Source organism: Caballeronia telluris (genome assembly GCF_001544495.1).
Classification (GTDB): Bacteria; Pseudomonadota; Gammaproteobacteria; order Burkholderiales; family Burkholderiaceae; genus Caballeronia; species Caballeronia telluris.
The window spans coordinates 89,811-112,909 of record NZ_FCNZ02000017.1; the positions used below are offsets into that span (position 1 = coordinate 89,811).

Here is a 23,099-nt window from a genome sequence, read left to right on the forward strand (position 1 = left end):
AAGGCCCGGCAGCACACGCTGCCGGGCCTTTTCTTTTCTGAGGGCTTGTCCGCTTGCCACGCTCGGCGGACTCGCCGGTCTCCTCAATAAGCGTTGCGACTGACGAATCCCTTGAACATCGTGATCGCGACGATCTTGATGTCGAACCAGAACGACCAGTTTTGAATATAGAAGAGGTCGAACTTCACGCGGCTCTCCATCTTCTCGACCTTGGTCGTCGCACCGCGATAGCCGTTCACCTGCGCCCAGCCGGTGATGCCCGGCTTGATCCGGTAGCGGAACATGTAGCCGTAGACGAGATCCTTGTAGAGGTCGTCGTGTTCGATCGCATGCGGGCGTGGACCCACCACCGACATCTGTCCGAACAGCACGTTCAGGAACTGCGGCAGTTCGTCGAGGCTCGTGCGCCGCAGGAATGCGCCGATCTTCGTCACGCGCGGATCGTGGCGCTTGGCCTGCGTCACATGGCCCGCCTGCTCCTTATGCAGCGCCATCGAGCGGAACTTGTAGATGCGAAACGGCCGTCCGTCCGCGCCCTTGCGAAATTGCGTGAACAGCACCGGGCCCTTCGAGGTCGCCTTGATCGCGATCGCGATGCAGATCAGGAGCGGCGCGAGCGCGGTGAGCGCCGCGGCGGCGAAGCAGCGGTCGAACAGCAGCTTCGGCCACATTTGCAGCGTGCCGACCGGCGATGTCGTCAGGTTGATGGTGGGCAGGCCCGCGACGTCGGTCATCGAATGATTGAAGAGCGACATGCTGCGCGTGTCCGGAATGAGGCGCAGGTTCACGAAGTCATGGCGCATCGCGTGAACGAAGCGGTAGATCGTGTGCTCTTCCGAGAGCGGCAAGGCGAGCCAGATTTCGTTGATGCCTTCGGCACGCACCTTCGCGACGAACTCGTCGAAGTCGTTGAGCACCGGCAGGCGGCCCGCACGCGTGTTGCCCGCGCCGCCGGCACGGCTGATCCCGCTTGCGTGCAGCGCTTCGTTGCCGCTCGTGTCGAGCAGGCACACGGGCGTGAAGCCCTGGCCCGGCGTGCGGTTCAGATGGGCGAGCAACGTGCGCGCGAAGCCCTGCGCGCCGACGATCGCCACCGTGCGCTGGTTCAGCCCGCGGCTTCGCATCACGCGCAGGCCGAGATACACGACGCACTTCGACGCGATGATCATCGCCCCCGCGATGATCGTCGAATAGGCGAACCAGAGGCGCGATACCGCGTCCATCCGGTGCAGCGTGAAGGCGACGAGCAGGCTCGTCGCGGCGACCGCCATCCACGCCAGCGCGACGCGTGCGAGCATGCCGGGCAACGCCTTGCCGCGCCACGTCTCGTAGACGCCGAAGCTCGGAAAGAGCAAGAGCGCGAGCACGCTATTGAACGCGATCAGGAGCTTCTCGACGTCGCTGAAATCGCTCGACGACGAGAAGCGCATCGAATGGGCGATTAGTCCGCCCGCGACGATCAGCGCGACGTCGAGACACCGCGCAGTCCGGTTGAACATCATGGTCTTGCTCCCCGCTTGCCACTCATGGCACGCCCTTGTTGTCAGGCGCTCGTGGTCGAGGGTTCGGTCGCACGCAAGCGCGGCAGCAGGCGGTCGAATTCGCGCTTCACGAGGCCGTAGCATTCGCATGCACGCGCTTCGAGTCCTTCGCGATCGACGACCTTGATGCAGCCGCGGCTGTGATGAATGAGGCCCGCATCGTGCAGCTTGCCGGCCGCTTCGGTCACGCCTTCGCGGCGCACGCCCAGCATGTCCGCGATCAGTTGCTGCGTGACCTGAAGTTCGTTCGACGCCGTGCGGTCGATCTCGATCAGGAGCCAGCGGCAAAGCTGCTTGTTGAGCGAGTGATGCCGGTTGCAGGCCGCCGTCTGTGCGACTTGCGTGAGCAGCGCCTGCATGTAGAGCAGCATCAGGCGGCGCAGGAAGTCGGAGCGGCCGAACTGTTCGCGCAGTGCCTGCGCGCTCATCCGGTATGCGAAGCCGGGGCATTGCACCTGCACGCGCGTCGGCATCGTTTCGCCGCCCGTGAGTACCGGCACGCCCGTCATGCCTTCGCGGCCGACTGCGGCGATCTCGACGGAGCCGCCGTCTTCCATCGTATGCAGGAGCGAGATGATCGCGGTGGTGGGGAAATAAACGTGATGAATGCGCTGGCCCGAATCACACAGCAGCTGTTCGGTGCGAAGTTGAACGAGTTCGAGGTGCGGTGTTAGTGCTTGCCATTCGTGCGCCGGAAGCGCGCCCAGCAAATGGTTTCCATGCAGGTCGGACTGAAGGGTCAGCATGATTTTTTCTCTCGTCACTTCGCGCAGTGCGCTTCACTATTTTTTTACTGGCGCAAATCGTTCGAGAAGTCGGTGCGACTGCTTCTCAAACTTTTCATCGCCAGCCCCGTAGCCACGCGGCCGTCGCTTGATGTGTTGTTCTGTGCGCCGTGCCGGGTTGCATCACTCATTTAGCGAGGACCGTGCCAGTCGGGGCAACGTCAATGCCACCATGGGGCCGTTTAGAAAAGACCCTCTGTGACGCAGCGCAGCGAAGCGTTTTTGTTTCAGTCTTGAACATCGCTGGTCTTAGGAATCGTCGCTTGCTGCGCTTCATTTTTGTCTGTCAATGTCCGCAAGGCGGGCTTTTCAGCTTTTGTCCCACCGCCCGACAAGCCTCTCGCCTTGGTCACCCTCCTTATCGCCCCCTCCATTTGTAGGGAGTTTGAAAAATGATTCATCCGTGTTCCATCCGCTCCGTGGGCTATCGAACGCAGTCGCCTGGCGCGCAGCCCTGAATCGCCCGCTGCGCCTTGCAGGCCGGGCCGAAGGCCCGCCGGGCGGCGCATTGCGCCGGATCACGCGATTTGTCGGAAACGATTCGCCCGAGGGCACCGGTGCAGTGCGACGGGCGCTACAGCAGGAAGATGTCGTCATACACAAGCGCGCCGCCGAACCACGCGGACAGGGGATGAGCGGGCCAGCCGGCGTATTCGGGTCCGCTTTTCAGGGCGCCGGGCAACGTTTGCGCGCTGCACCCCGCGTGGGCGAGCCGCTTCGCTTGCGTGTGACGATACGGCGCGCGCGGAAATGTTTCACTTGCCGACGGTACGTACGACCGTGCGGAAGAAGCGCGCGATCTGGCTTTGCAGCATGGATGAATCGTCGGACGCCGAAGTATTTAGCAGACGATTGCCGCGAGCACCGGAACCGTACGCTCGTACGCGCGTTCGAGCACGTCGAACGACGCTTCGCAGTGATCGCACCGCTGCCGTGAAAGCGCGCGCGCGAGCTTGCATTGCAGCACCATCGCTTCGCTCGCGATCTTCTGCGCGCTCAACCGCGCTTCGTGGGGAATGTCGAAGCCTTGCTTGCGCATCCAGCCGAGGTAATGCGCCAGGAACTCGAAGTTCGATCCCAGTTGCCGCATCACGTTGGACGAATATTGCTGCGCGTAGGGCTCGCCGCGCTCGAGCATCGTTTCGACGTGACCCGGAAACGCCGCGCGCCAGCGGCCAACCGGATTGCCCTCGGGACGCCGCAGCAGATGCGCGCAAAGCGTATCGGCGCAAGCTTCGGCGAGCGCGGTGCCCGTGAGCGCTTCGCGTGCCTGCTTCACGAATTCCACATGCGGATAAAGCGCGTTTGCCGCGCCTTCGGCGTCCAGGCGATGCAGCAGGTGATCGTAGTCGTCGCCGGCGAGCACGTAGTAGCCCGTGTTGTGGAAATAGCCGAGACGCCGTGCGTCGGGATCGATGGTATCGACGGCGATGGTCGTCTTCACGTGCGCGCGGTGATACGCGATCGAGCGCGTATCGGGCAAATGAAATGCGTCCACTTCGATGAGCACGGTGTTCGCGCGGCGCGTCTGCGTAAGCACGCGTTCTTCGAGCGAATCGAAGATCGACAACTCTTGCACTTGCAAGCCGAACAGCTTGTCGATGTCGTCGAGCGGCACGCGCGGCAGCGTGAACTGATCGTCCTCGAAGTCCTGCGTGACGGTGAAGGCGAGCGCGGCACGCGGCTCGAAGGCGTAACCGTGGAGCAGCTCGATCCAGAGATCGACGTGAGAGTCGGTGTCGTGCCAGATGCGCTCGCCGCGATGCAGCGCATGCGTTTGATGGCGACGCGCGCGCACCTTCAGCGAATCGAGACTGACGACGCGCGCGCGGTCCGGACCGGAGCCGGATGCATCGGTGAGATGGAACGCGCTCATGCCGTAACCTCGAGGCGAACCGTCATAGGTTCGATGCAGTGGTGCGCGACGTTCGCGTACACGACGCTGCCTGCATCGGTGGCGGTATTCATGTGGATTTTCCCATGTCGGTGAGGGTCGCGCGAGCGGCAGGACGCAATCGCCGATGCACGTTCGAATGCGTGGCAGGCAAGTGCTTATGTCATACGTGAACGATGTGCGAAGCCGCGCTGTCCGATCACAAAGCCCGCATGCATGAGATGCCTGCCGCGATGACGTCGTTCCCCGCGACGTCATGTGTGGCTGGCCTTATTTAACGAATCCGCATGCCGGAGCGTCGGTGCGATGGCGCACTGATTAACGCCTCCCCGGGACGTAACGTGTGAACGTCGCAACGTCGGCTTGAAGCCGTCTGCCTGGAGACCCAATTGATGAACTGGAAAACACTGGACTTCGAACAACTCACCGCTCGCGAGCTGTATCTCATCTTGCGCGCGCGCAGTGCCGTGTTCGTCGTCGAACAGTCACACGTGCATCTCGATGCCGATGGCCGCGACGAAACCGCCGTGCATGTGTTCGCCACCGAAGACATGATGCGGCCGATGCCCGTGCTCGCGTATGCGCGCATTCACGAAGGCGATGTCGAGGATCCCGAAGTGGTGGTCGACAAGATCCTGACGAGTCCGCTTCGGCGCGGCGACGGGACGGCGGAAGTGCTCATCGAACGCGTGCTCGCGGTAGCAGCGGAGCGCTGGCCGGGCCGTCGTGTGCGGGTCGCCGCGCCCGTGAGCCTGCGCGAATTCTACGAAGCCTTCGGCTTTCGCAAGACGGAAGGTCCGTTCCTCGAGCACGGCATGCCGTTCATTGGACTGACGAGAAAAAGCCGCCAGTCGCGCGATACCGCGGGCGCGGCGAAACCACTGGCGGTGCGCGCGGGTACGTTCGATACCTTCGAGCTGCTCTGAGCACCGTCGCCGCAACATCACAAGGCAGCACTCACCGGAGCCCAAGGCGAGCCGCGACGCGATCCGAGCCACGATTCACCCCTACGATCCACGCCGATCCCCGTCCCTCGAACCGGACCTCATGAAAATCGTCCACCTCGCCAACCATGCGCAAACGATCGGCAATGGCACCGTCAACATGATGGTGGACCTTGCCTGCGTGCAGGCACGCACGGGCCATGACGTGGTGGTGGCGTCGTCGGGCGGAGGCTTCGAGCCGCTCCTGCGGCGCCACGGCATCAATCACGTGCTGCTGCAACAGTCGCGACAACCGTGGCGTGTGCCGTCGATGGTCGCGGGCTTCAATCGTCTCATTGATCGCTTCGATCCCGACATCGTTCACGCGCACATGATGACGGGCGCGCTCGTCTCGCGCTTCGCGGGCATGCGGCGGCGCTTCGCGCTCGTCACGACCGTGCATCACGAATTCCAGAAGAGCCCGTCGATCGTGCGCTGCGGCGACCGCATGGTCGCGGTGAGCGAGGCCGTCGCGAAATCGCTCGTCGAGCACGGCATGCTGCCCGAACGGCTTTCCGTCGTGAGAAACGGCGCCGTCGATGCGCCGCGCCTCATCTGCCGTCCGACCGCGCGGCCGGTGCGTCTCAAGCACCCCAACGTGCTTTCGGTCGCGGGCATGTTCAGAAGAAAAGGTATCGCGGACCTGCTGCACGCGTTCGCCCAGGTGCGCTCGGAGGCGCGCGATGCGCCCGAGTTCATGAAGGAGCCGCACCTGTACCTGGTCGGCGACGGTCCCGATCGCCTGTCGATGGAAGAGCTCGCCGCGGGACTCGGCATCGCGGATTCGGTCCACTTCGCCGGCTTCGTGGCGGACCCGCGCCCGTATCTCGCTCAGACCGACGTCTTCGCGCTCGCGTCGCACGCCGATCCGTGTCCGCTCGCGATCATCGAAGCGCGCGAGGCGGGCTGCGCGATCGTCGGCACGCGCGCGGGCGGCATTCCGGAACTGCTCGAAGGCGGCGCGGCGGGCGTGCTCGTCGATGCGGGCGAGCCGCAGCAGCTTGCCGCCAAGTTGCGCTGGCTCCTGATGGACACGCACGCGCGGGCGCAACTCGGCGCGCGCGCGAAGTGCAATCTCGACGGCCTGTCGGTCGAGCGCGTCGCCCGCGAGTACATGGCGATCTACCAGCGCACGCTCGCCGAGCGCGCGGCAATGGACGAGCGACGCGCGGCGCAGGGCGCGCGTCGCGCTCCGGACGGTGCGATATGAGCCGACATCCCGCGCTTGAGCGTGCGCCATCGTCGCTGTCCGGACCCAGGCGACGACGCGGCATCGAATCATGCGGCGATCCTGACGGATCGCCGTTTTGCATTCAGGCGGCTCGAAATCGTTTGCGCGGCATTGCCCGCACCGTCCGCGGGCGCACGTGAGCAGACAATACGTCGCTCTGCAAGCCAAAGCGTTCGCGTGCGCACAGAAGGACCACGGGATGCTTGGTCAAATGAACGCCAGACCGATTCGATTTCCGAAACGATTCGAGGGTCCTCGCGCCAAGCGGAACATCACGCGCCGCCTTTCTTCAGTTTCACTGACGAAAGGCGGCGCGTGTGCGGATGATCGCCGCGATTCATCCGACGAAGCGCGCGCGACAAAGGAGGCTGTTGAAGCCGATGAAGCCGACGATTCCGAGCGTCGCTTCCAATGTGAGCGGGCAGAGAGCGGGAGGGAAGGTCGCGGTGGGTACACAAAGAGCGCGGGGCGATATGTGCGGACGACCGCTATCGAGGACGAATCGAGAGGGAATACCCTGTCAGGACTTTCCCAACTGGATTTCGACTGAGCGAAGACGCAACGTATCAAGCACGGCAAATGCCCTTTGGGGGCCCTTGCCGAGCTTTTCGCAGCTTGGGAAGCGCGAAGGCGATGCGCGAGAGGCATACGGCTACGGTCATGCGCAAGGGGAGAAGCGTGATGGATGAGAACAAAGAGCGGTCGCTGGTGGCGAAGGTGATGGACGGGCTCGTCTCCGGCATCGTCGAGCAGAAATATGGCGCGATACTGCCGCCACAGGACATTTTGTCCAAGGAATTCGACGTCAGCCGCACCGTGATGCGCGAGGCGCTCAGCATGCTGCTCGCCCGCCATATGCTCGACGTGAGACCGAAGACCGGCACGCGCATCCGCCCGATGAGCGACTGGCGGCTGATCGACGAGGACGTGGTGAGCTGGCGCTTTCGTGCCAAGCCGGATCAGATGTTTCTCCGCGATGTAATCGAATTCCGCATGCTGATCGAGCCGCGCGCGGCCGCGCTCGCTGCCGTGCGCGCGACGCCGGAGGAGGTCGCCGGCATCCGCGATGCGTTCGACGCGCTCGAACGCCTGCAGGTCGGCGAACCGGAATACCAGACCGCCGACGAGGCGCTGCACACGCGCATCGTCGGGGCGAGCGGCAACCAGTTCTTCCGCCAGATGACCGCGATCGTGCGCGGCGCGCTGGTGACGGTCAATCCGATCGTGGACGGCATCGAGTCGGTGCGGGAAGCGACGCTCGCGGCGCAGCGCAGCGTGGTCGAGGCGATTGAGGCGAAGGACGCCCAGGGCGCCGAGCGCGCGACGCGCGAGCTGATCGACATGGCGGCCGAGGAAGTGGGGCGTGCGTTCTCGCTCGAACGAAGCGGTGCGAATCCGCCGATCGGGGCGTCGGCCTGAGACGCGTTCGAGCGTCGGGCGGTGCTGTGAATGAACCGGGGCTTGCCCCGGTTTTTCGTTTGGGCGCGCGTCGCTCGGGCAGCGCGTGTGCTTCAGGCACAATGCCACCGACCAGGCCAAACGGAGCACCGGAATACAGATGACCAACGACACCACGATCCGCTGGGGCATCGTCGGCGCGGGACGGATCGCGCGGCGGTTCGCCGAAGGACTTGCGCACGTGCCGGGCGCCGAACTCGCCTGCGTCGCGTCGCGGCGCATCGAGTCCGCCCGGGCGCTCGCGGCGCCGTTCAATGCGCGCGCCGTCGAATTCGACGCGATGCTCGGCGAGATCGACGCGCTTTATATCGCGACGCATCAGGACAGCCATCCCGATTACGCGCTGCGTGCCTTCGCTGCGGGCAAGCCGGTGCTGTGCGAGAAGCCGGCGGCCGTCAACGCGCGCTGCCTGCAACAGATGATCGACGCCGCGCGCGCCGCTAAACGGCTCTTCATGGAAGCCATGAAGCCGCCGTTCTATCCGCTCTACACGCAGTTGCGCGCGCATCTGGCGGCCGACCCCATCGGCGAGATCGGGCTCGTGCGCGCCGGTTGCTCGATCGCGAACGTGCCCTCGACGCATCCTTCGTTTTCGAAGGAAACCGGTGGCGGCGCGCTGCTCGACATCGGCATCTACGAGGCGTTTCTCGCCGTCGACTGGCTCGGCGAAGCGCTCGACGTGCAGACGATCGGGCGCATCGGCGAAAGCGGCGTCGATACCTTCGCGAGCCTGAACGTGCGCCACGAGCGCGGCATTTCGCAGCTTTTCTGCGGGCTCGACCTGCAGGGCCGCGGCGATGCGTTGATCGCGGGCACCGGCGGCACCGTGACGATCCACGAGAACTGGTGGAATCCCGCCCGCGCAACCGTCACCTATCTGGACGGCCGCAAGGTCGAACTCGATGCGCCGTTCAAAGGCGGCGGCCTCAACTACGAGACCGCGCACTTCTGCGAACTGCTGCGCGCGGGCGCGATCGAAAGCCCGCTGATGCCGCACGCCACCTCGATGCGCATGATCGCCATCACCGATGCCGCGCGCCGCGACCTCGGCCTGCGTTTCCCTTTCGAGACGGACTGAAGCGCGAAGGGTCATGCGGGATAGCCCGCATCAAGTTTGCGTCGGGCTCGCCGTTAACTTCGCGTACCGGGGCCGCGTTCGCTTGCGAACGCTGGCTCATGTTCCCTTTCGTCCGCTCGCGAAGCCAACGCCGAATTCACGTCCCTATGAAAATCCTGTCGAAACTCATGCTGCTCGCCTTGCCCGTCCTCGCCGCGTGCGGAGGCGGTTCGAGCGACCAGGTCTGCACGACCGACGCAAACCTCAACAAGAGCTGCGCCAAGAAAACCTCGCATGCGCTGCCCGAAGGCATCTGGGGCGGCGCGACCAACAACGGTCTTTCGGTCCAGACGCTCGTGCTCGAGAACGGCCAGTATTTCAGCGTCTACACGTCGAGCGGACTTTTCACGTGGCTCGTCGAGGGCATCATGACCGCCACCGACGGCGCGTTCACCGATCCGGCGGCGGTCGTCTTCGCAAGCAGCGGCGCGGTGCAGGCGACGGCCGTCAACGGCACGTTCCTCGCGAAGACGTCGTTTTCCGCGACCACGCCGGGCACGCTGCAGTTCAACGGCAACTACAACACGGTGTACGACACGCCGCTCGCCGTCGCCGACGTGCTCGGCACCTGGCACAACACCGTGCCCGTGATGACGACCGTCAACTTCGCCGCCGACGGCTCGCTGACCGGCCAGCAAGGCGGCTGCACGTTCACCGGCAGCGTCAGGCCGCGTTCGACCGGCAAGCACGTCCTCGACGGCACGCTCACCTTCACCAGCGCGGCCTGCGCGATCGGCAACGGCGTGTCGCTGCCGATCGAGTCGACGGTGATCAACGGGCAACTGACCTTCGTCGGCGTCACGCCGCAGCGCACGGGCGCGTTCTATCTCAGCGCGACGCGATAACGGCATCCGGATGCGAAAAAGCCGCCCGAGGCGGGCGGCTTTGCGTGGGTCGCGATGAAGCGTTGCACGCTCAGTGCCTTCCCGGCAGCGCGAGACGCCGCTCGACGCGCCGCTGCACCAGTTCGAGCACGCTGCACAGCACCCAGTAGACGAACGCCGCCGCGAGATAGAGCGGCAGCGGCTGATAGGTCGCCGCAATCACTTCCTGCGCGCTTCTCAACAGCTCCGTCACGGTGATCACCGAGACGAGCGACGTGTCCTTGATGAGACTGATCAGGCTGTTCGACAGACTCGGCACCGCGATTCGCAGCGCCTGCGGCGCGATCACGTAGCGCAGCGTCTGCGTGCGCGACAGGCCGAGGCTGAAAGCCGCGAGCCACTGTCCGCGATGGATCCCGAGAATCGCGCCGCGCATGCTTTCCGACAGGTACGCCGCGACGTTCGCCGACAGCGCGATCACGCCCGCAGGCGTCGGTTCGAGCGAGATGCCGAGGCTCGGCAGCCCATAGTAGATGACGAAGATCTGCACGAGCAGCGGCGTGCCGCGCATCACGCTCACGTAGCAGCGCGCGGCCGCGGTGAACGCCCGGTTTTCGCTGATGCCCATCAGCGCCAGCACGACGGCCGCGATCAGGCCGAAGAACATCGAATAGACCGCGAACTTGATCGTCAGGAGCGCGCCTTGCGCGAGGACCGGTGCGGATTGGACGAGCAGGGAGGTCGTGGACATGGACGTGGGACGTTAGCCGGCAATGGCGCGGTGCGAGAAAGCGCACATCATAAACCGGGCACGGAAAAGAGAAGGGCGGCACCGCTTGCCGGCGCCGCCCTCGGGATCTGCGGGACGCGTTACTTGGCGGGCTTGGTCACGTCGATGCCGAACCACTTTTGCGAGATCTTCGTGAACGTGCCATCCTGTTCGAGCTGGGTCATCGCATCGTCGATGGCCTTCTGGAACTTCGGATTGCCCTTCTTGAACGGAATGCCCGACGGATTGCCCGCGCCGAGGTTCGCGCCCGTGCGCAGCGGCAACTGCGAGTTCTTCATCAGGTACGCGAGCATCAGGCGGTCGTTGAGCGCCGCGTCCAGCCGGCCGGCGGCGAGATCGCGCAGGTATTCGGGCGCGCCCGGATACGTCTTCACGTCGATGCCCGGCACCGCCTTCGCCATGTCCATGTAGTTCGTGCCGAGACCGACGCCGAGCTTCTTGCCTTTCAGTTCGTCGAGCGACTTGAATTCACGCGTGTCGTCCTTGCGCTGGATCAGTTGCGCGTTCGAGTACGTGTACGCCGGCGAGAAATCGAGCGTCGCTTTGCGCGCGTCGGTGATGCCGACCTGGTTCACGATCACGTCGAACTTGCCCGCCTGCAGGCCCGCGATAATGCCGCTCCATTCCGTCGTGACGAATTCCGGCTTCACGCCGAGCTTCGCGGCGACGGCCTTCGCGATGTCGACGTCGTAGCCGACGAGTTCACCCTGCGGCGACTTCGAATTGAACGGCGGGAACGTGCCTTCGAGCCCCACGCGCAGCGTGCCGCGCGCTTTGACGGTGTCGAGCAGGTCTTCGGCGTGCGCGACGGCCGAGAGCGACGCGCCGATCAGCCCGGCGACCAGCACTTTCTTGAGCAGAGACAGTTTCATTGTTTTCGATACCTCTGGGTTGGAATCGGTAGGAATTCAAGTGGAGCGATGATAGGCAGAATGCAATCGTCCCTTAAATACCGTTTGTCTATTTCTATATTACGCGAGCGCCTCGACGCAATCGGTCACGAGCGCGGGTCCCCGGTAGATGAGGCCGGTGTAGAGCTGCACGAGCGATGCGCCCGCCGCGAGCTTCGCGCGCGCGTCGGCGCCCGAGAAAATGCCGCCGACGCCGATGATCGGCACGTCCGTCCCGACTTCTGCGCGCAGCTTGCGGATCACCTCGTTCGACGCGTCGAAGACCGGCCGGCCCGACAGGCCGCCGGCTTCCTCGCCGTGCGGCATGCCGGTGACGGCGGTGCGCGAGAGCGTCGTGTTGGTCGCGATCACGCCGTCGATCCGGTGACGCAGGAGCGTGCCGGCGATCGCCTTGATCTGTTCGTCGTCGAGATCGGGCGCGATTTTCAGCGCGAGCGGCACGAGCTTGCCGTGCATGTCGGCGAGACGCTGCTGCTTGTCCTTCAGCGCGCCGAGCAGCGAATCGAGTTCGTCCGCGCCTTGCAACTGGCGCAGGTTCTTCGTGTTCGGCGACGAGATGTTGATCGTCACATAGCTCGCGAACGGATAGACGCGTTCGAGGCAGTAGAGATAGTCGTCGGCGGCGCGCTCGATCGGCGTGTCGGCGTTCTTGCCGATATTCAGCCCGAGCGTGCCGCGATAGCGCGCCGCCTGCACGTTCGCGACGAATTGATCGACGCCGCCGTTGTTGAAGCCCATCCGGTTGATGAGCGCGTTCGCTTCCGGCAGCCGGAAGATGCGCGGGCGCGGGTTGCCTGGCTGCGCACGCGGCGTGACCGTTCCCACCTCGATGAAGCCGAAGCCGAGCGCGGCGAGCCCGTCGATGCACGCGCCGTCCTTGTCGAGACCCGCCGCGAGGCCGACCGGATTGCGGAACGTGAGACCCATCACGGTGCGCGGCGAGTCCGGCAACTGCTTCGCGAGCATGCCCGCGAGCCCGGTGCGCCCGGCGGCGCCGAGCATGCGCAGCGTCAGATGGTGGGCGTCTTCGGCGTCCATGCGAAAGAGCTGCGCGCGCGCGAGCGGATAGAGTGAACTGAACACGAGGAGGGAGCCGGCGACGGCGAAATTTGAAACCGGCTATTTTAGCCCCTTTGGGCGACGCGGCTGGCCGGATGCGGAATCGTCCGATTGCGCGGGTCCGGGCGTCCTACCGCCCGCTGCGTTGCTCGCGCGGCATCTTTCCCGGCATCGGCGGGGTGCCGGCGGAATGCATCGTCGCGGGATCGAGCAGCGACCACTGGCCGTCGACGAGCCCTTCCAGCGGGCGGAAATTGGCCTTGTACGCCATCTTTTCGCTTTGGCGGATCCAGTAGCCGAGATAGACGTGCGGCAGGTCGAGGCTCCTCGCCTGTTCGATCTGCCAGAGGATGTTGTAGGTGCCGAAGCTGGTGCGCGCGAGTCCCGGCTCGAAGAACGTGTACACCGACGAGAGCCCGTCGCCGAGGATGTCGATCATGCTGATCATGCGCAGTTCGCCGGGTTCGTCCGGATGGCCCGGATGCGCCGGCTCGCGGAACTCGACGAGCCGCGAATTGATCCGGCTTTGCAGCAGGAACTGCTCGTACTGGTCGCGGCTGTCGCGGTCCATGCCGCCGCCCGCGTGCCGCGCCGACTGATAGCGCATGTAGAGCGCGTAATGTTCTTCATCGTAGTGAAGCGGCGCGACGCTCGCGATCAGCTCGCCGTGCTGCTTCCAGACGCGCCGCTGCGTGCGGTTCGGCGCGAAGCGCTCGACCGGCACGCGCACCGGCACGCACGCGCGGCACCCGTCGCAATACGGACGATAGGTGAACACGCCCGAGCGCCGGAAGCCCGCCTTGACGAGTTCGGTATAGACGTCGGAGTTGATCAGATGGCTCGGCGTGGCGACTTGCGAGCGTGCGACATGCCCTTCCAGATAGCTGCAAGGATAGGGCGCCGTTGCATAGAATTGCAGCGCGGAAAGCGGTGAAAGCGGCAGCTCGTTGGGGTGAGTCACGTTGGCGGCTCTCGGAAGCGTCTACTCTCGGTCACAAACACGTCGCGCGATGGCTCATCGCCGCGCGGCGGTCATCGAGTCATGCATCGTCGCACCGGGTGCGCTTGGCGTCCGGCAATCCTACCGCGCGAGCAAATCGCGAAGGACGGATTTGTCGAAGTGCCAGGGGATCGGCGGCTTCTCGACCGCGCCTTGCAGGTGCGCCACGAAGCGCTTGCGCGGGATCTCCCGGCCGCCCAGCGACGCCAGATGCGACGTGTTCTGCTGACAGTCTATCATCTCAATTTCATGGCGGCGCAAGTGCGAAACGAGCGCCGCGAGCGCGATTTTCGAGGCATCGCTCTTGTGCGCGAACATCGATTCGCCGAAGAACATCTTCCCGAACGACACGCCGTAAAGACCGCCGACCCGCTCGCCGTCGAACCACGTTTCGATGCTGTGGGCGTCGCCCGCGCGATGCAGCGTCGAATACGCCTCGACGATGTCGGCGGTGATCCACGTCCCGCGCTGGCCCTCGCGCGGCGTCTCGGCGCAGGCGCGCATGACGGCGGCGAAATCGTGGTCGACGCGCACTTCCCACTGCGGCTCGCGCAGCACGCGCTTTAACGTCTTCTTCAGCGAATCGGACAGCTTGAACTCGCGCGGCACGAGGACCATGCGCGGATCGGGGCTCCACCAGAGCACCGGCTGGCCGTCGGAGTACCACGGGAAGATGCCGTGCCGATAGGCGTCGATGAGACGCGCGGGCAGGAGGTCGGCGCTCGCGGCGAGCAGGCCCGGCGCGCCGCTCGACGCGCCGAGCGCACGCTCGACCGGCGGAAACGGATCGTCGGAGGCGAGCCACGGGACCATGTTCGGCTCCGTCAGCCGTCGCGCAGGGTGCGGAAGATGTCGCCGGTGTGCAGCGTATAGGTGCCGGCAGCGCGGTCGGCGAAGAAAAAGCGCAGCGTCTGGCCGACGGTCGGGAACGCGATCTCGTCCCAGGGGATCTCGCTTTCGGCGAAGAGCTGCACTTCCAGGCTTTCCTCGCCGGGATCGAGATCGATGTCGAGCAGCCGCGCGAGATAGAACAGATGCACCTGATGCACGTGCGGCACGTTCAGCAGCGTGAAAAGACTCTGGATCTCGACGCGCGCGCCCGCTTCCTCCAGCGTTTCGCGCGCGGCGCCTTCGCTCGTGGTCTCGTCCATTTCCATGAAGCCCGCGGGCAGCGTCCAGTAGCCGTAGCGCGGTTCGATCGCGCGGCGGCAGAGCAGCACCTTGTCGTCCCAGACCGGCACCGTGCCGACGACGTTGCGCGGATTCTGATAGTGGACGGTGTTGCAACTCCCGCACACGAAGCGTTCGCGGTTGTCGCCGGGCGGAATGCTCAGGCTGACCTCGTGGCCGCAGACGGAACAGAATTTCATGGAAAAAGGAGGAGGAAAGTGTGGTGGGAGTGTATCACCGCAGGGGCCTTCGCTTGGGCCCCGGCGCTTGTCGCTACAATGAACGGATCGATCATCACGCGCCGCGCGCCTCGCATCCGATTCCATGTCCACACCCGCCTCACGTCCGCCGATGCTCGCTACCGCCGAAGCGCTCGGCATCCTGCTCGCCGCCGCCCGGCGGGTCGATGGCGTCGAGTCCATCGACACCCTCGATGCGCTCGGTCGCGTCCTCGCCGCCGATGTCGTTTCGCCGCTCGACGTGCCGCCCATGCACACCAGTTCGATGGACGGCTACGCCGTGCGCAGCGCCGAACTGGCGCAGGCCTCGACAGCGCGGCCCGTGGCGCTGGCGGTCTCGCAGCGCGTGCCCGCCGGGCACGTCGCCGCGCCGCTCGCGACGGGCACGGCGGCGCGCGTCTTCACCGGCGCGACCGTGCCGCCCGGCGCCGACGCCATCGTCATGCAGGAAATGGCGAGCGTGTCCGACGACGGCCGCGTCGCCTTCGAAGCGGCCCCGGCGGCGGGCGAATGGATCACGCGGCAGGGCGCGGACATCAAAAAGGGTTCGGTGATCCTGCCCGCCGGCACGCGTCTCACGCCGCAGGCGCTCGGACTCGCGGCGTCGGTCGGCTGCGCGCGGCTCGACGTCGTGCGGCGCACGCGCGTCGCGGTGTTTTTCACCGGCGACGAACTCACGATGCCCGGCGAGCCGCTGAAGGACGGCGCAATCTACAACTCGAACCGCTTTACGTTGCGCGCGCTGCTTGCGAAACTCGATTGCGACGTGACCGACCTCGGCATCGTGCCTGACCGCCTCGACGCGACGCGCGACACGTTGCGCCAGGCCGCCCGCGAGCACGACCTGATCCTGACGTGCGGCGGCGTGTCCGTCGGCGAGGAGGATCACGTGAAGCCGGCGGTCGAGGCGGAAGGACGCATCTCGATGTGGCAGATCGCGATGAAACCCGGCAAGCCGCTCGCGTTCGGCGCGGTGCGGCGGGGGAGCGAAAGGGAAGGCGAAGGCGGGGCCGAAGAGGCGTTCTTCATCGGCCTGCCGGGCAATCCGGTGTCGAGTTTCTGTACGTTCCTGCTGTTCGTGCGGCCGTTCATCCTGCGGCTCGCGGGCGTCGAGGCGGTCGCGCCGCGCGTCTACTCGATGCGCGCCGACTTCACGCAGAAAAAGGGCGATCGTCGCAACGAATTCCTGCGCGCGCGGGTGAACGACGCAAGCGGGCTCGACGTCTTCGAAAACCAGAGTTCGGCGGTGCTGACCTCGACGGTCTGGGGCGACGGCCTCATCGACAATCCGCCGAATCATGCGATCAGCGCGGGCGAGATCGTGCGCTTCGTTCCGTTCTCGGAACTGATGCGCTGAAAGGAACAAAGGCAAAGGCAAACATGAAAGTGGAACTGAGGTTTTTCGCGAGCGTGCGCGAAGCGCTCGGCGTCGCGAACGAGAGCGTCGAGGTGCCGGACGGCATCGTCAACGTCGGCGACGTGCGCGCCTGGCTGCGCGCGCGCGGCGGCGCGTGGGCGGAAACGCTCGCGGAAGGGCGCGCGCTGCGCATGGCCTGCAATCACGTGATGACCGACCCGGCGCAGCGCATCACCGAAGGCTGCGAAGTCGCGTTCTTCCCGCCGGTCACGGGTGGCTGAGATGAGCGTCGTTCGGGTGCAGGAAGCCGATTTCGACCTCAGCACGGAGGTCGCTGCGTTGCGTGCGCAGAATCCGAAGGTGGGCGCCGTGGCGTGCTTCGTCGGGACCGTGCGCGATCTGAACGAAGGCAGCGCGGTCGAAGCGATGGAGCTGGAGCATTACCCCGGCATGACCGAGAAGTCGCTCGAAGCGATCGCGCGACAGGCTCGCGAGCGCTGGCCGGGCTCCGACGTGCTGATCGTGCATCGTGTCGGCGTGCTCAAACCGCTCGACCAGATCGTGCTGGTGGCGACGACCGCGATGCATCGCGCCGAGGCGTTCGAATCGTGCGCGTTCGTGATGGATTACCTGAAGACGCAGGCGCCGTTCTGGAAGAAGGAGAAGACGGAAGCCGGCGAGCGTTGGGTCGATGCGCGCGAATCCGACGATTCCGCCCTGAAGCGCTGGAACGTCGCGGCGGACGACGCGCACCAGGACTGAACGCCGCTCAGTCTTCGCTCTTGCCGCGCCCGACGAAGGTCGCCGGGAACGGTTCGCCGTTGCCGCGCGCGGGCAGATCGGGCGCGGCGTCGCCGGTGCGCAGGCGCTTGAGCGCCGCGAGCAAGTCGACCTGCGCGTCCGGAATCCGGTAATCCCAGCCGAATTTGCTCAGTTGCAGACTCTGCGCGATGCGCAGCGCCGGCTCCATGAAGAGCACGGCCGCGGCCGGCTCGTAGCGCGATTCCACCGTATCCAGGAACAGCGACAGCCAGCGCGCGAAGTGCTGCGGCTCGATATCGCCGAGCGGCCGGTGCGCCTCCTGCACGTTCCCGCGATATTGCTTCGAGCCCAGCACGAGACTCGACCAGAAGGTCGTCATTTTCGCGAGGTGGTCGTCCCAGCGGCCGGTGAGTTCCCGCGAAAAGATCGGGCCGAGGAGCGGATCGTCGTCGACACGTCGGTAAAACGCTTCCACGAGCGCGCGGATATTGGTTTCGTCGGCTTGCGCGTGGCGCGGGGATGGATCGGCGGCGTCGTTTCGCTGGTTCATGATCTTGACGGTGATTCGGGGAATTCGCGCGGGCAGGCACCGCGAGCCACGTCGCGCGGAGGGTGACGGCGGGGCGCGATCTGACGCACAATGTCGCCTGACCAATGGCGCTCGCGCGCGATCCGGTCGGCGGCAACGCATTCTAGCCGCCGATTGCCGCCGGCCCCGCCATTATCCCTCCTGCGCAAGGCGGCTTCCGGCGGATTTGCAGCTTCCCTTGCGCTTCGCCGGAGCGTTTTCTTACCGCTTGCGCCCGGTTTCCTCGTCGTTTTGCCTCATCGCGCCGTCGCGCGTGCATCGAACCATGCGACTCACTGATTACACCGATTACTCGTTGCGCGTCATGCTCTACCTCGCCGTGCGCACGGAAGGGCTCACGACGATCCAGGAAATCTCCGACGCTTACGGCATTTCCAAGAATCATTTGATGAAGGTCGTCCAGCGGCTCGGCGAACTCGGCTGGATCGAGACCGTGCGCGGGCGCAATGGCGGACTCAGACTGAACGAACGTTCGGGCGCGCTGACGATCGGCGAAATCGTGCGCAAGACGGAGCACGATTTTGCGCTCGTCGGCTGTTTCTCCGACGACGATGCGCATCGCCATTGCGTGATTCAGGCGCATTGCCGGCTGAAGGGCGCCTTCGCCGCCGCTCGCGATGCGTTCCTCGCGGAGCTGGACCGGCACACGATCGGCGAACTGGCGCAACCGGCGAACGAACTGGCCGGGCTCCTCGGCATCGTGCGGTTGATGCCGTCCGGCCGCAGCGCGCTGGCCTCGGCGCACGGTTAGGCGCTGCCCGGTTTTGTCGAAAGTCGAGAAAAATGCGCGAGACACGCATTTAGACGCTTGAAAGCGCCGAAAATCGCCTCATTTTGAACACATTCCGAATTGGAGGTCTCAATAATGAGAATCGACAAACTAACCACGAAGTTCCAGGAAGCGCTGTCCGACGCGCAAAGTCTCGCGGTCGGCCATGACAACCAGTACATCGAGCCGGTGCATCTGCTGGCGGCGCTGATCGCGCAGCAGGACGGCTCGGCGCGTTCGCTGCTGTCGCACGCGGGCGTGCAGGTGCAGGCGCTGCAAACCGCGCTCAACGACGCCATCACGCGCCTGCCGCAAGTGCGCGGCACGGACGGCAACGTGCAGGTCAGCCGCGATCTGGCCGGCCTGCTCAACAGCGCCGACAAGGAAGCGCAAAAACTCAACGACACCTATATCGCGAGCGAAATGTTCCTGCTCGCGGTGGCCGACGACAAGGGCGAAACCGGCCGCATCGCGAAGCAGCACGGCCTCACGCGCCGTGCGCTCGAAGCCGCGATCAACGCGGTGCGCGGCGGCGCGCAGGTCAATAGCCAGGACGCGGAGAGCCAGCGCGAAGCGCTCAAGAAATACACCGTCGACCTGACGGAGCGCGCGCGCTCCGGCAAGCTCGACCCCGTGATCGGCCGCGACGACGAAATCCGCCGCGCCATCCAGATTCTCCAGCGCCGCACGAAGAACAACCCGGTGCTGATCGGCGAGCCGGGCGTCGGCAAGACGGCGATCGTCGAAGGGCTCGCGCAGCGCATCGTCAATGGCGAAGTGCCGGAAACGCTCAAGAACAAGCGCGTGCTTTCGCTCGACATGGCCGCGCTGCTCGCGGGCGCGAAGTATCGCGGCGAGTTCGAGGAGCGGCTGAAGGCTGTGCTCAACGACATCGCGAAGGACGAAGGCCAGACCATCGTCTTCATCGACGAAATCCACACGATGGTCGGTGCGGGCAAGGCCGAAGGCGCGATGGACGCGGGCAACATGCTGAAGCCGGCGCTGTCGCGCGGCGAGCTGCATTGCGTCGGCGCGACCACGCTGGATGAATACCGCAAGTACATTGAGAAGGACGCGGCGCTCGAACGGCGCTTCCAGAAGGTGCTCGTCGACGAGCCGTCGGTGGAAGCGACCATCGCGATCCTGCGCGGCTTGCAGGAAAAGTACGAGCTGCACCACGGCGTCGATATCACCGATCCGGCGATCGTCGCGGCGGCGGAACTGTCGCATCGCTACATCACGGACCGCTTCCTGCCCGACAAGGCGATCGACCTGATCGACGAAGCGGCGTCGAAGATCAAGATGGAAATCGATTCGAAGCCGGAAGAAATGGACCGGCTCGACCGTCGACTGATCCAGCTGAAGATCGAGCGCGAGGCCGTCAAGAAGGAAAAGGACGAAGCGTCGCAAAAGCGTCTGCAACTGATCGAAGAGGAAATCGAGCGGCTCAACCGCGAATATTCCGACCTGGAGGAAATCTGGACCGCCGAGAAAGCGACGGTGCAGGGCAGCGCGCTCCTGAAGGAAGAGATCGAGAAAGTGCGCGCGGACATCACGCGTTTGCAGCGCGAAGGCAAGCTCGAAAAGGTCGCCGAATTGCAGTACGGCAAGCTGCCGGAACTTGAGGCGCGTCTGAAGCAGGTCACGCAGGCCGAAGCCACGGAGCAGAACAATCCGACGCGGCCGCGTCTCTTGCGCACGCAGGTCGGCGCGGAGGAAATCGCGGAAGTCGTGTCGCGTTCCACCGGCATTCCTGTCTCGCGGATGATGCAGGGCGAGCGCGAAAAGCTCTTGCAGATCGAGGGCAAGCTGCATGAGCGCGTGATCGGGCAGAACGAAGCGATCGGCGCCGTCGCCGATGCGATCCGCCGTTCGCGCGCGGGTCTCTCGGACCCGAACCGGCCGTATGGCTCGTTCCTGTTCCTCGGGCCGACGGGCGTCGGCAAGACGGAACTGTGCAAGGCGCTCGCCGCGTTCCTGTTCGACTCGGAGGACCACCTGATCCGCATCGACATGAGCGAGTTCATGGAGAAGCACAGCGTCGCGCGGCTGATCGGCGCGCCGCCGGGTTATGTCGGCTACGAGGAAGGCGGGTATCTGACCGAAGCGGTGCGGAGAAAGCCGTACAGCGTGATCCTGCTCGACGAGATCGAAAAGGCGCATCCGGATGTGTTCAACGTGCTCTTGCAAGTGCTCGACGACGGCCGCATGACGGACGGCCAGGGCCGCACGGTCGACTTCAAGAACACGGTGATCGTGATGACGTCGAACCTCGGCTCGCAGGTGATCCAGGCGATGGTCGACGAACCGCACGAAGCGGTGAAGGACGCGGTCTGGGAAGAGGTGAAGCTGCATTTCCGGCCCGAGTTCCTGAACCGGATCGACGATGTCGTCGTGTTCCATTCGCTCGACCGCAGCAATATCCAGTCGATTGCGCGGATTCAGCTGGAGCGCCTGCACGACCGGCTCGCGAAGCTCGACATGCAACTGGACGTGTCCGACGCCGCGCTGGAACAGATCGGCAAGGTCGGCTACGACCCGCATTTCGGCGCGCGGCCGCTGAAGCGCGCGATTCAGCAGGAGATCGAGAACCCCGTCGCCAAGCTGATTCTGGCCGGCAAGTTCGGTCCGAAGGACGTGATCCCGGTCGACGTGCGGGAAGGGCAGTTCGTGTTCGATCGCGTCGTGCATTGAACGAAGCGGTCGGCAGTCTGGGAGGCGGTGGAGCGATCCACCGCCTTTTTTTCAATCCGTGTGAGCGAAAGGATTATTGCGCGTGACTGAAGCGGCTGGGGTTAATCCGTGCGATCGTAACGAATTCATGCAATATTCGAGGCTCATCAAAAAAACCCGCTGATCGAATGGATAAATTGCAAACCGTGTCGAACGGCTGCTATGATCCTTGCGATCACACGGATTCAATCCATGAAAATTGATCTCATCGAATCGCATGACATCGGCGTCGCAGTGCGCGCCGCGCGCAAAGCCCAGCGTCTGCGTCAGGACGACGCCGCAGGCAGCATCGGCGTGAGCGAGAGCTTTCTCGGCAAAGTCGAAAAAGGCGCGGAAAGCGTGCACTGGGGCAAACTTTTTCAGGTGCTGGAAGGGCTGGGCGTGCGTGTGAGCGTCGATATTCCTGACGCCGCCGCCGAACTCTTCGCAGGCGAGGAGCAAAAGCGCTATGCCCGCGTCGAGCGCGCGGAAAAGCGCAAGGCGGCGCGGGAGCGAACGGATGGCTGAACAGCAGCAAGCCGAAGGCACGGCCGCGCGCACCGCCGGACGCCGCCTGATCGCGAGCATCAACGACGTCGTCGTCGGCACGCTCGTCGCCGACGACGACATCTGGTCCTTCACCTATCTCCCGGCATGGCGCGAGCGCGCGGACAACTACGCGCTGAGCCCGGCGCTGCCGCTCGCCGACGAAACCTGTCGCGACGGCAGCACGCGTCGCCCGGTCCAGTGGTACTTCGACAACCTGCTGCCCGAAGAGGGCCAGCGCACGCTGCTCGCCCGTGACGCCGCGATCCGCAACGAAGCCGACGCCTTCGCGCTGCTCGCGCATTACGGCGCGGAATCGGCGGGATCGGTCACGCTTTATCCGCCGGGCGCGCCGCCAGAGAGCGCGATCGCCGAACGCCGCCTCACCGACGACGCCTTGCAGGCGCGCATCGAAGCGTTGCCGCGCGTGCCGCTCACGCACGACGCGTTAAAGCGGATGTCGCTCGCGGGCGCGCAGCACAAACTCGCCGTCGTCCTGCGCGGCAACGAACTGTTCGAGCCGGCCGGTCAAACGCCGTCGACGCACATCCTCAAGCCGAACCATCAGGACACCGACGACTATCCGCATTCCGTCATCAACGAATGGTTCGTAATGAAGCTCGCGGCGAAGATGCGGCTCGACGTGCCGGCGGTGCATCGGCGCTATGTGCCGTCGCCGGTGTATCTCGTCGACCGTTTCGATCGCGAGAAGCGCGAGGGCGCCTGGCGCCGCCGCCATTCGATCGACGCCTGCCAGTTGCTCGATCTCGCGCGCACCTTCAAGTACGAGCAGGGCAGCGTCGCGCAACTTGCGGCGATCGCGGCGCGCTGCCGCAATCAGGCGTCCGCGCGCACGCGGCTCTTTTCGTGGCTCGTGTTCAACGTGCTGGTCGGCAACTCGGACGCGCATCTGAAGAATCTGAGCTTTCTCGTCTCGCACGACGGTATCCAGCTCGCGCCGTTCTACGACCTGTTGAGCGTCGCCGCGTACGGCACGCCGTCTTATCAAAAGAGCGACTGGCCCGCGCGGGCGTCGTTCGCGTGGGACGTGCTCGACGCGCGCCACTACGTCGACTTCGACCGCGCGCTGATGCTGCGCGCCGCCGACGTGCTCGGCATCGCGCGCAAGACGGCCGAACGGCTGCTCGATGCGCTCGTCGACGGCATCGTGAAGGCGGCCGCGGACCTGTACGCGCAAGTCGAAGAGGAGAACGCCGTGCTGCTCGGCGGCAATCCAGCGCTCGCCGCGACGCTCGGCGGCGAATTGACGTGCCTGCGCGTGATCCGTCATACGATCATCGCGGACATGGTGAAGAAGCTCGCCAAATAGAAACGCCGCCGGCGCTTGTCGCGCGGGCGGCG

24 protein-coding genes are annotated in these 23,099 nt (G+C 65.1%); 13 read left to right on the plus strand and 11 right to left on the minus strand.

From position 1 onward, the window contains the following. Positions 1-83 precede the first annotated feature (83 nt). The 4 genes from AWB66_RS21500 to AWB66_RS21510 all read right to left on the minus strand — a co-directional run bounded on the left by AWB66_RS21500 (position 84) and on the right by AWB66_RS21510 (position 4,202). The gene (locus AWB66_RS21500) at positions 84-1,499 is read right to left on the minus strand and encodes an undecaprenyl-phosphate glucose phosphotransferase (RefSeq protein WP_087632242.1); all 1,416 of its coding nucleotides are present in this window, start codon (positions 1,497-1,499) and stop codon (positions 84-86) included. A gap of 44 nt (positions 1,500-1,543) precedes the next feature. Continuing rightward, complete coding sequence (locus AWB66_RS21505; protein ID WP_087632198.1) at positions 1,544-2,287, minus strand: Crp/Fnr family transcriptional regulator; 744 nt, start codon at positions 2,285-2,287, stop codon at positions 1,544-1,546. A 266-nt stretch (positions 2,288-2,553) separates the two neighbouring features. Then, positions 2,554-2,727, minus strand: coding sequence for a hypothetical protein (locus tag AWB66_RS33745; RefSeq protein WP_159462929.1), 174 nt, complete (start codon positions 2,725-2,727; stop codon positions 2,554-2,556). A 440-nt stretch (positions 2,728-3,167) separates the two neighbouring features. Beyond that, positions 3,168-4,202: a DUF1839 family protein gene (locus AWB66_RS21510; protein ID WP_087632199.1), complete on the minus strand. Its 1,035-nt coding sequence runs from the start codon at positions 4,200-4,202 to the stop codon at positions 3,168-3,170. A 410-nt stretch (positions 4,203-4,612) separates the two neighbouring features. Here AWB66_RS21510 and AWB66_RS21515 point away from each other — a divergent pair, with 410 nt between their 5' ends. The 6 genes from AWB66_RS21515 (at position 4,613) to AWB66_RS21535 (ending at position 9,854) form a co-directional block, all read left to right on the plus strand. Beyond that, positions 4,613-5,146 (plus strand): GNAT family N-acetyltransferase, encoded by a 534-nt coding sequence (locus AWB66_RS21515; protein ID WP_087632200.1) that lies wholly within the window; start codon positions 4,613-4,615, stop codon positions 5,144-5,146. 121 nt (positions 5,147-5,267) lie between these two features. Next, positions 5,268-6,413 (plus strand): glycosyltransferase family 4 protein, encoded by a 1,146-nt coding sequence (locus AWB66_RS21520; protein ID WP_087632201.1) that lies wholly within the window; start codon positions 5,268-5,270, stop codon positions 6,411-6,413. A gap of 220 nt (positions 6,414-6,633) precedes the next feature. Beyond that, complete coding sequence (locus AWB66_RS33485) at positions 6,634-6,984, plus strand: hypothetical protein (protein WP_143328355.1); 351 nt, start codon at positions 6,634-6,636, stop codon at positions 6,982-6,984. 131 nt (positions 6,985-7,115) lie between these two features. Continuing rightward, on the plus strand, positions 7,116-7,853 hold the full coding sequence (locus tag AWB66_RS21525; RefSeq protein WP_087632243.1) for a FadR/GntR family transcriptional regulator: 738 nt from the start codon (positions 7,116-7,118) through the stop codon (positions 7,851-7,853). A gap of 139 nt (positions 7,854-7,992) precedes the next feature. Continuing rightward, positions 7,993-8,970: a Gfo/Idh/MocA family protein gene (locus AWB66_RS21530; RefSeq protein ID WP_087632202.1), complete on the plus strand. Its 978-nt coding sequence runs from the start codon at positions 7,993-7,995 to the stop codon at positions 8,968-8,970. Positions 8,971-9,116: 146 nt separating this feature from the next. Then, positions 9,117-9,854 carry a hypothetical protein gene (locus tag AWB66_RS21535; protein ID WP_087632203.1) on the plus strand — a complete coding sequence of 246 codons (738 nt, stop codon included), beginning with the start codon at positions 9,117-9,119 and terminating at the stop codon, positions 9,852-9,854. 70 nt (positions 9,855-9,924) lie between these two features. Here the strand turns inward: AWB66_RS21535 and AWB66_RS21540 are convergent, their stop codons facing one another. The 6 genes from AWB66_RS21540 to AWB66_RS21565 all read right to left on the minus strand — a co-directional run bounded on the left by AWB66_RS21540 (position 9,925) and on the right by AWB66_RS21565 (position 14,963). Further along, positions 9,925-10,584: an amino acid ABC transporter permease gene (locus AWB66_RS21540; protein WP_087632204.1), complete on the minus strand. Its 660-nt coding sequence runs from the start codon at positions 10,582-10,584 to the stop codon at positions 9,925-9,927. Positions 10,585-10,703: 119 nt separating this feature from the next. Continuing rightward, complete coding sequence (locus tag AWB66_RS21545) at positions 10,704-11,495, minus strand: cystine ABC transporter substrate-binding protein (RefSeq protein WP_087632205.1); 792 nt, start codon at positions 11,493-11,495, stop codon at positions 10,704-10,706. 99 nt (positions 11,496-11,594) lie between these two features. Continuing rightward, positions 11,595-12,617 carry a quinone-dependent dihydroorotate dehydrogenase gene (locus AWB66_RS21550; protein ID WP_087632206.1) on the minus strand — a complete coding sequence of 341 codons (1,023 nt, stop codon included), beginning with the start codon at positions 12,615-12,617 and terminating at the stop codon, positions 11,595-11,597. Positions 12,618-12,723: 106 nt separating this feature from the next. Next, positions 12,724-13,554, minus strand: coding sequence for an arginyltransferase (locus AWB66_RS21555; protein ID WP_087632207.1), 831 nt, complete (start codon positions 13,552-13,554; stop codon positions 12,724-12,726). Between the two features lie 120 nt (positions 13,555-13,674). Next, positions 13,675-14,406 carry a leucyl/phenylalanyl-tRNA--protein transferase gene (gene aat, locus AWB66_RS21560; RefSeq protein ID WP_087632208.1) on the minus strand — a complete coding sequence of 244 codons (732 nt, stop codon included), beginning with the start codon at positions 14,404-14,406 and terminating at the stop codon, positions 13,675-13,677. Between the two features lie 11 nt (positions 14,407-14,417). After that, the gene (locus AWB66_RS21565; RefSeq protein WP_087632209.1) at positions 14,418-14,963 is read right to left on the minus strand and encodes an NUDIX hydrolase; all 546 of its coding nucleotides are present in this window, start codon (positions 14,961-14,963) and stop codon (positions 14,418-14,420) included. Positions 14,964-15,114: 151 nt separating this feature from the next. Between AWB66_RS21565 and AWB66_RS21570 the strand changes: the two genes are divergently transcribed. From AWB66_RS21570 to moaE, 3 genes are read left to right on the plus strand one after another with little or no spacing between them, the layout of a single operon-like run. Beyond that, the gene (locus tag AWB66_RS21570; RefSeq protein ID WP_087632210.1) at positions 15,115-16,359 is read left to right on the plus strand and encodes a molybdopterin molybdotransferase MoeA; all 1,245 of its coding nucleotides are present in this window, start codon (positions 15,115-15,117) and stop codon (positions 16,357-16,359) included. A 23-nt stretch (positions 16,360-16,382) separates the two neighbouring features. Then, positions 16,383-16,640, plus strand: a complete 258-nt coding sequence (moaD, locus tag AWB66_RS21575) for a molybdopterin converting factor subunit 1 (protein WP_087632211.1) — start codon at positions 16,383-16,385, stop codon at positions 16,638-16,640. A 1-nt stretch (position 16,641) separates the two neighbouring features. Continuing rightward, positions 16,642-17,121, plus strand: a complete 480-nt coding sequence (gene moaE, locus AWB66_RS21580; RefSeq protein ID WP_087632212.1) for a molybdopterin synthase catalytic subunit MoaE — start codon at positions 16,642-16,644, stop codon at positions 17,119-17,121. A 7-nt stretch (positions 17,122-17,128) separates the two neighbouring features. Here moaE and AWB66_RS21585 read toward each other — a convergent pair whose 3' ends face one another. Continuing rightward, a complete protein-coding gene (locus tag AWB66_RS21585) occupies positions 17,129-17,671 on the minus strand; it encodes a group III truncated hemoglobin (protein ID WP_087632213.1) in 543 nt (180 codons plus the stop codon). Between the two features lie 304 nt (positions 17,672-17,975). Between AWB66_RS21585 and AWB66_RS21590 the strand changes: the two genes are divergently transcribed. From AWB66_RS21590 to AWB66_RS21605, 4 genes are all read left to right on the plus strand, one after another. Then, positions 17,976-18,461: an Rrf2 family transcriptional regulator gene (locus AWB66_RS21590; RefSeq protein ID WP_087632244.1), complete on the plus strand. Its 486-nt coding sequence runs from the start codon at positions 17,976-17,978 to the stop codon at positions 18,459-18,461. Between the two features lie 114 nt (positions 18,462-18,575). After that, positions 18,576-21,173: an ATP-dependent chaperone ClpB gene (gene clpB / locus AWB66_RS21595; protein ID WP_087632214.1), complete on the plus strand. Its 2,598-nt coding sequence runs from the start codon at positions 18,576-18,578 to the stop codon at positions 21,171-21,173. Positions 21,174-21,404: 231 nt separating this feature from the next. Continuing rightward, positions 21,405-21,719: a helix-turn-helix domain-containing protein gene (locus AWB66_RS21600; RefSeq protein WP_087632245.1), complete on the plus strand. Its 315-nt coding sequence runs from the start codon at positions 21,405-21,407 to the stop codon at positions 21,717-21,719. Continuing rightward, entirely contained in the window at positions 21,712-23,067 is a 1,356-nt protein-coding gene (locus AWB66_RS21605; protein ID WP_087632215.1) for a HipA domain-containing protein, read from the plus strand. The genes AWB66_RS21600 and AWB66_RS21605 overlap by 8 nt, the downstream gene beginning before the upstream one ends. The last annotated feature ends 32 nt before the right edge of the window (positions 23,068-23,099 follow it).

Excerpts from the sequence above, each read along its gene's own strand:
- clpB (WP_087632214.1), top strand. The coding sequence starts at position 18,576 with ATGAGAATCGACAAACTAACCACGAAGTTCCAGGAAGCGCTGTCCGAC.
- AWB66_RS21510 (WP_087632199.1), bottom strand. The coding sequence starts at position 4,202 with ATGAGCGCGTTCCATCTCACCGATGCATCCGGCTCCGGTCCGGACCGC.
- moaE (WP_087632212.1), top strand. The coding sequence starts at position 16,642 with ATGAGCGTCGTTCGGGTGCAGGAAGCCGATTTCGACCTCAGCACGGAG.
- AWB66_RS21570 (WP_087632210.1), top strand. The coding sequence starts at position 15,115 with ATGCTCGCTACCGCCGAAGCGCTCGGCATCCTGCTCGCCGCCGCCCGG.
- AWB66_RS21520 (WP_087632201.1), top strand. The coding sequence starts at position 5,268 with ATGAAAATCGTCCACCTCGCCAACCATGCGCAAACGATCGGCAATGGC.
- AWB66_RS21515 (WP_087632200.1), top strand. The coding sequence starts at position 4,613 with ATGAACTGGAAAACACTGGACTTCGAACAACTCACCGCTCGCGAGCTG.
- AWB66_RS21500 (WP_087632242.1), bottom strand. The coding sequence starts at position 1,499 with ATGTTCAACCGGACTGCGCGGTGTCTCGACGTCGCGCTGATCGTCGCG.
- AWB66_RS21530 (WP_087632202.1), top strand. The coding sequence starts at position 7,993 with ATGACCAACGACACCACGATCCGCTGGGGCATCGTCGGCGCGGGACGG.
- AWB66_RS21565 (WP_087632209.1), bottom strand. The coding sequence starts at position 14,963 with ATGAAATTCTGTTCCGTCTGCGGCCACGAGGTCAGCCTGAGCATTCCG.
- AWB66_RS21505 (WP_087632198.1), bottom strand. The coding sequence starts at position 2,287 with ATGCTGACCCTTCAGTCCGACCTGCATGGAAACCATTTGCTGGGCGCG.
- moaD (WP_087632211.1), top strand. The coding sequence starts at position 16,383 with ATGAAAGTGGAACTGAGGTTTTTCGCGAGCGTGCGCGAAGCGCTCGGC.
- AWB66_RS21600 (WP_087632245.1), top strand. The coding sequence starts at position 21,405 with ATGAAAATTGATCTCATCGAATCGCATGACATCGGCGTCGCAGTGCGC.
- AWB66_RS21545 (WP_087632205.1), bottom strand. The coding sequence starts at position 11,495 with ATGAAACTGTCTCTGCTCAAGAAAGTGCTGGTCGCCGGGCTGATCGGC.
- AWB66_RS21585 (WP_087632213.1), bottom strand. The coding sequence starts at position 17,671 with ATGAACCAGCGAAACGACGCCGCCGATCCATCCCCGCGCCACGCGCAA.
- AWB66_RS21590 (WP_087632244.1), top strand. The coding sequence starts at position 17,976 with ATGCGACTCACTGATTACACCGATTACTCGTTGCGCGTCATGCTCTAC.
- AWB66_RS21540 (WP_087632204.1), bottom strand. The coding sequence starts at position 10,584 with ATGTCCACGACCTCCCTGCTCGTCCAATCCGCACCGGTCCTCGCGCAA.
- aat (WP_087632208.1), bottom strand. The coding sequence starts at position 14,406 with ATGGTCCCGTGGCTCGCCTCCGACGATCCGTTTCCGCCGGTCGAGCGT.
- AWB66_RS21535 (WP_087632203.1), top strand. The coding sequence starts at position 9,117 with ATGAAAATCCTGTCGAAACTCATGCTGCTCGCCTTGCCCGTCCTCGCC.
- AWB66_RS33485 (WP_143328355.1), top strand. The coding sequence starts at position 6,634 with ATGCTTGGTCAAATGAACGCCAGACCGATTCGATTTCCGAAACGATTC.
- AWB66_RS21605 (WP_087632215.1), top strand. The coding sequence starts at position 21,712 with ATGGCTGAACAGCAGCAAGCCGAAGGCACGGCCGCGCGCACCGCCGGA.
- AWB66_RS21525 (WP_087632243.1), top strand. The coding sequence starts at position 7,116 with ATGGATGAGAACAAAGAGCGGTCGCTGGTGGCGAAGGTGATGGACGGG.
- AWB66_RS33745 (WP_159462929.1), bottom strand. The coding sequence starts at position 2,727 with ATGAATCATTTTTCAAACTCCCTACAAATGGAGGGGGCGATAAGGAGG.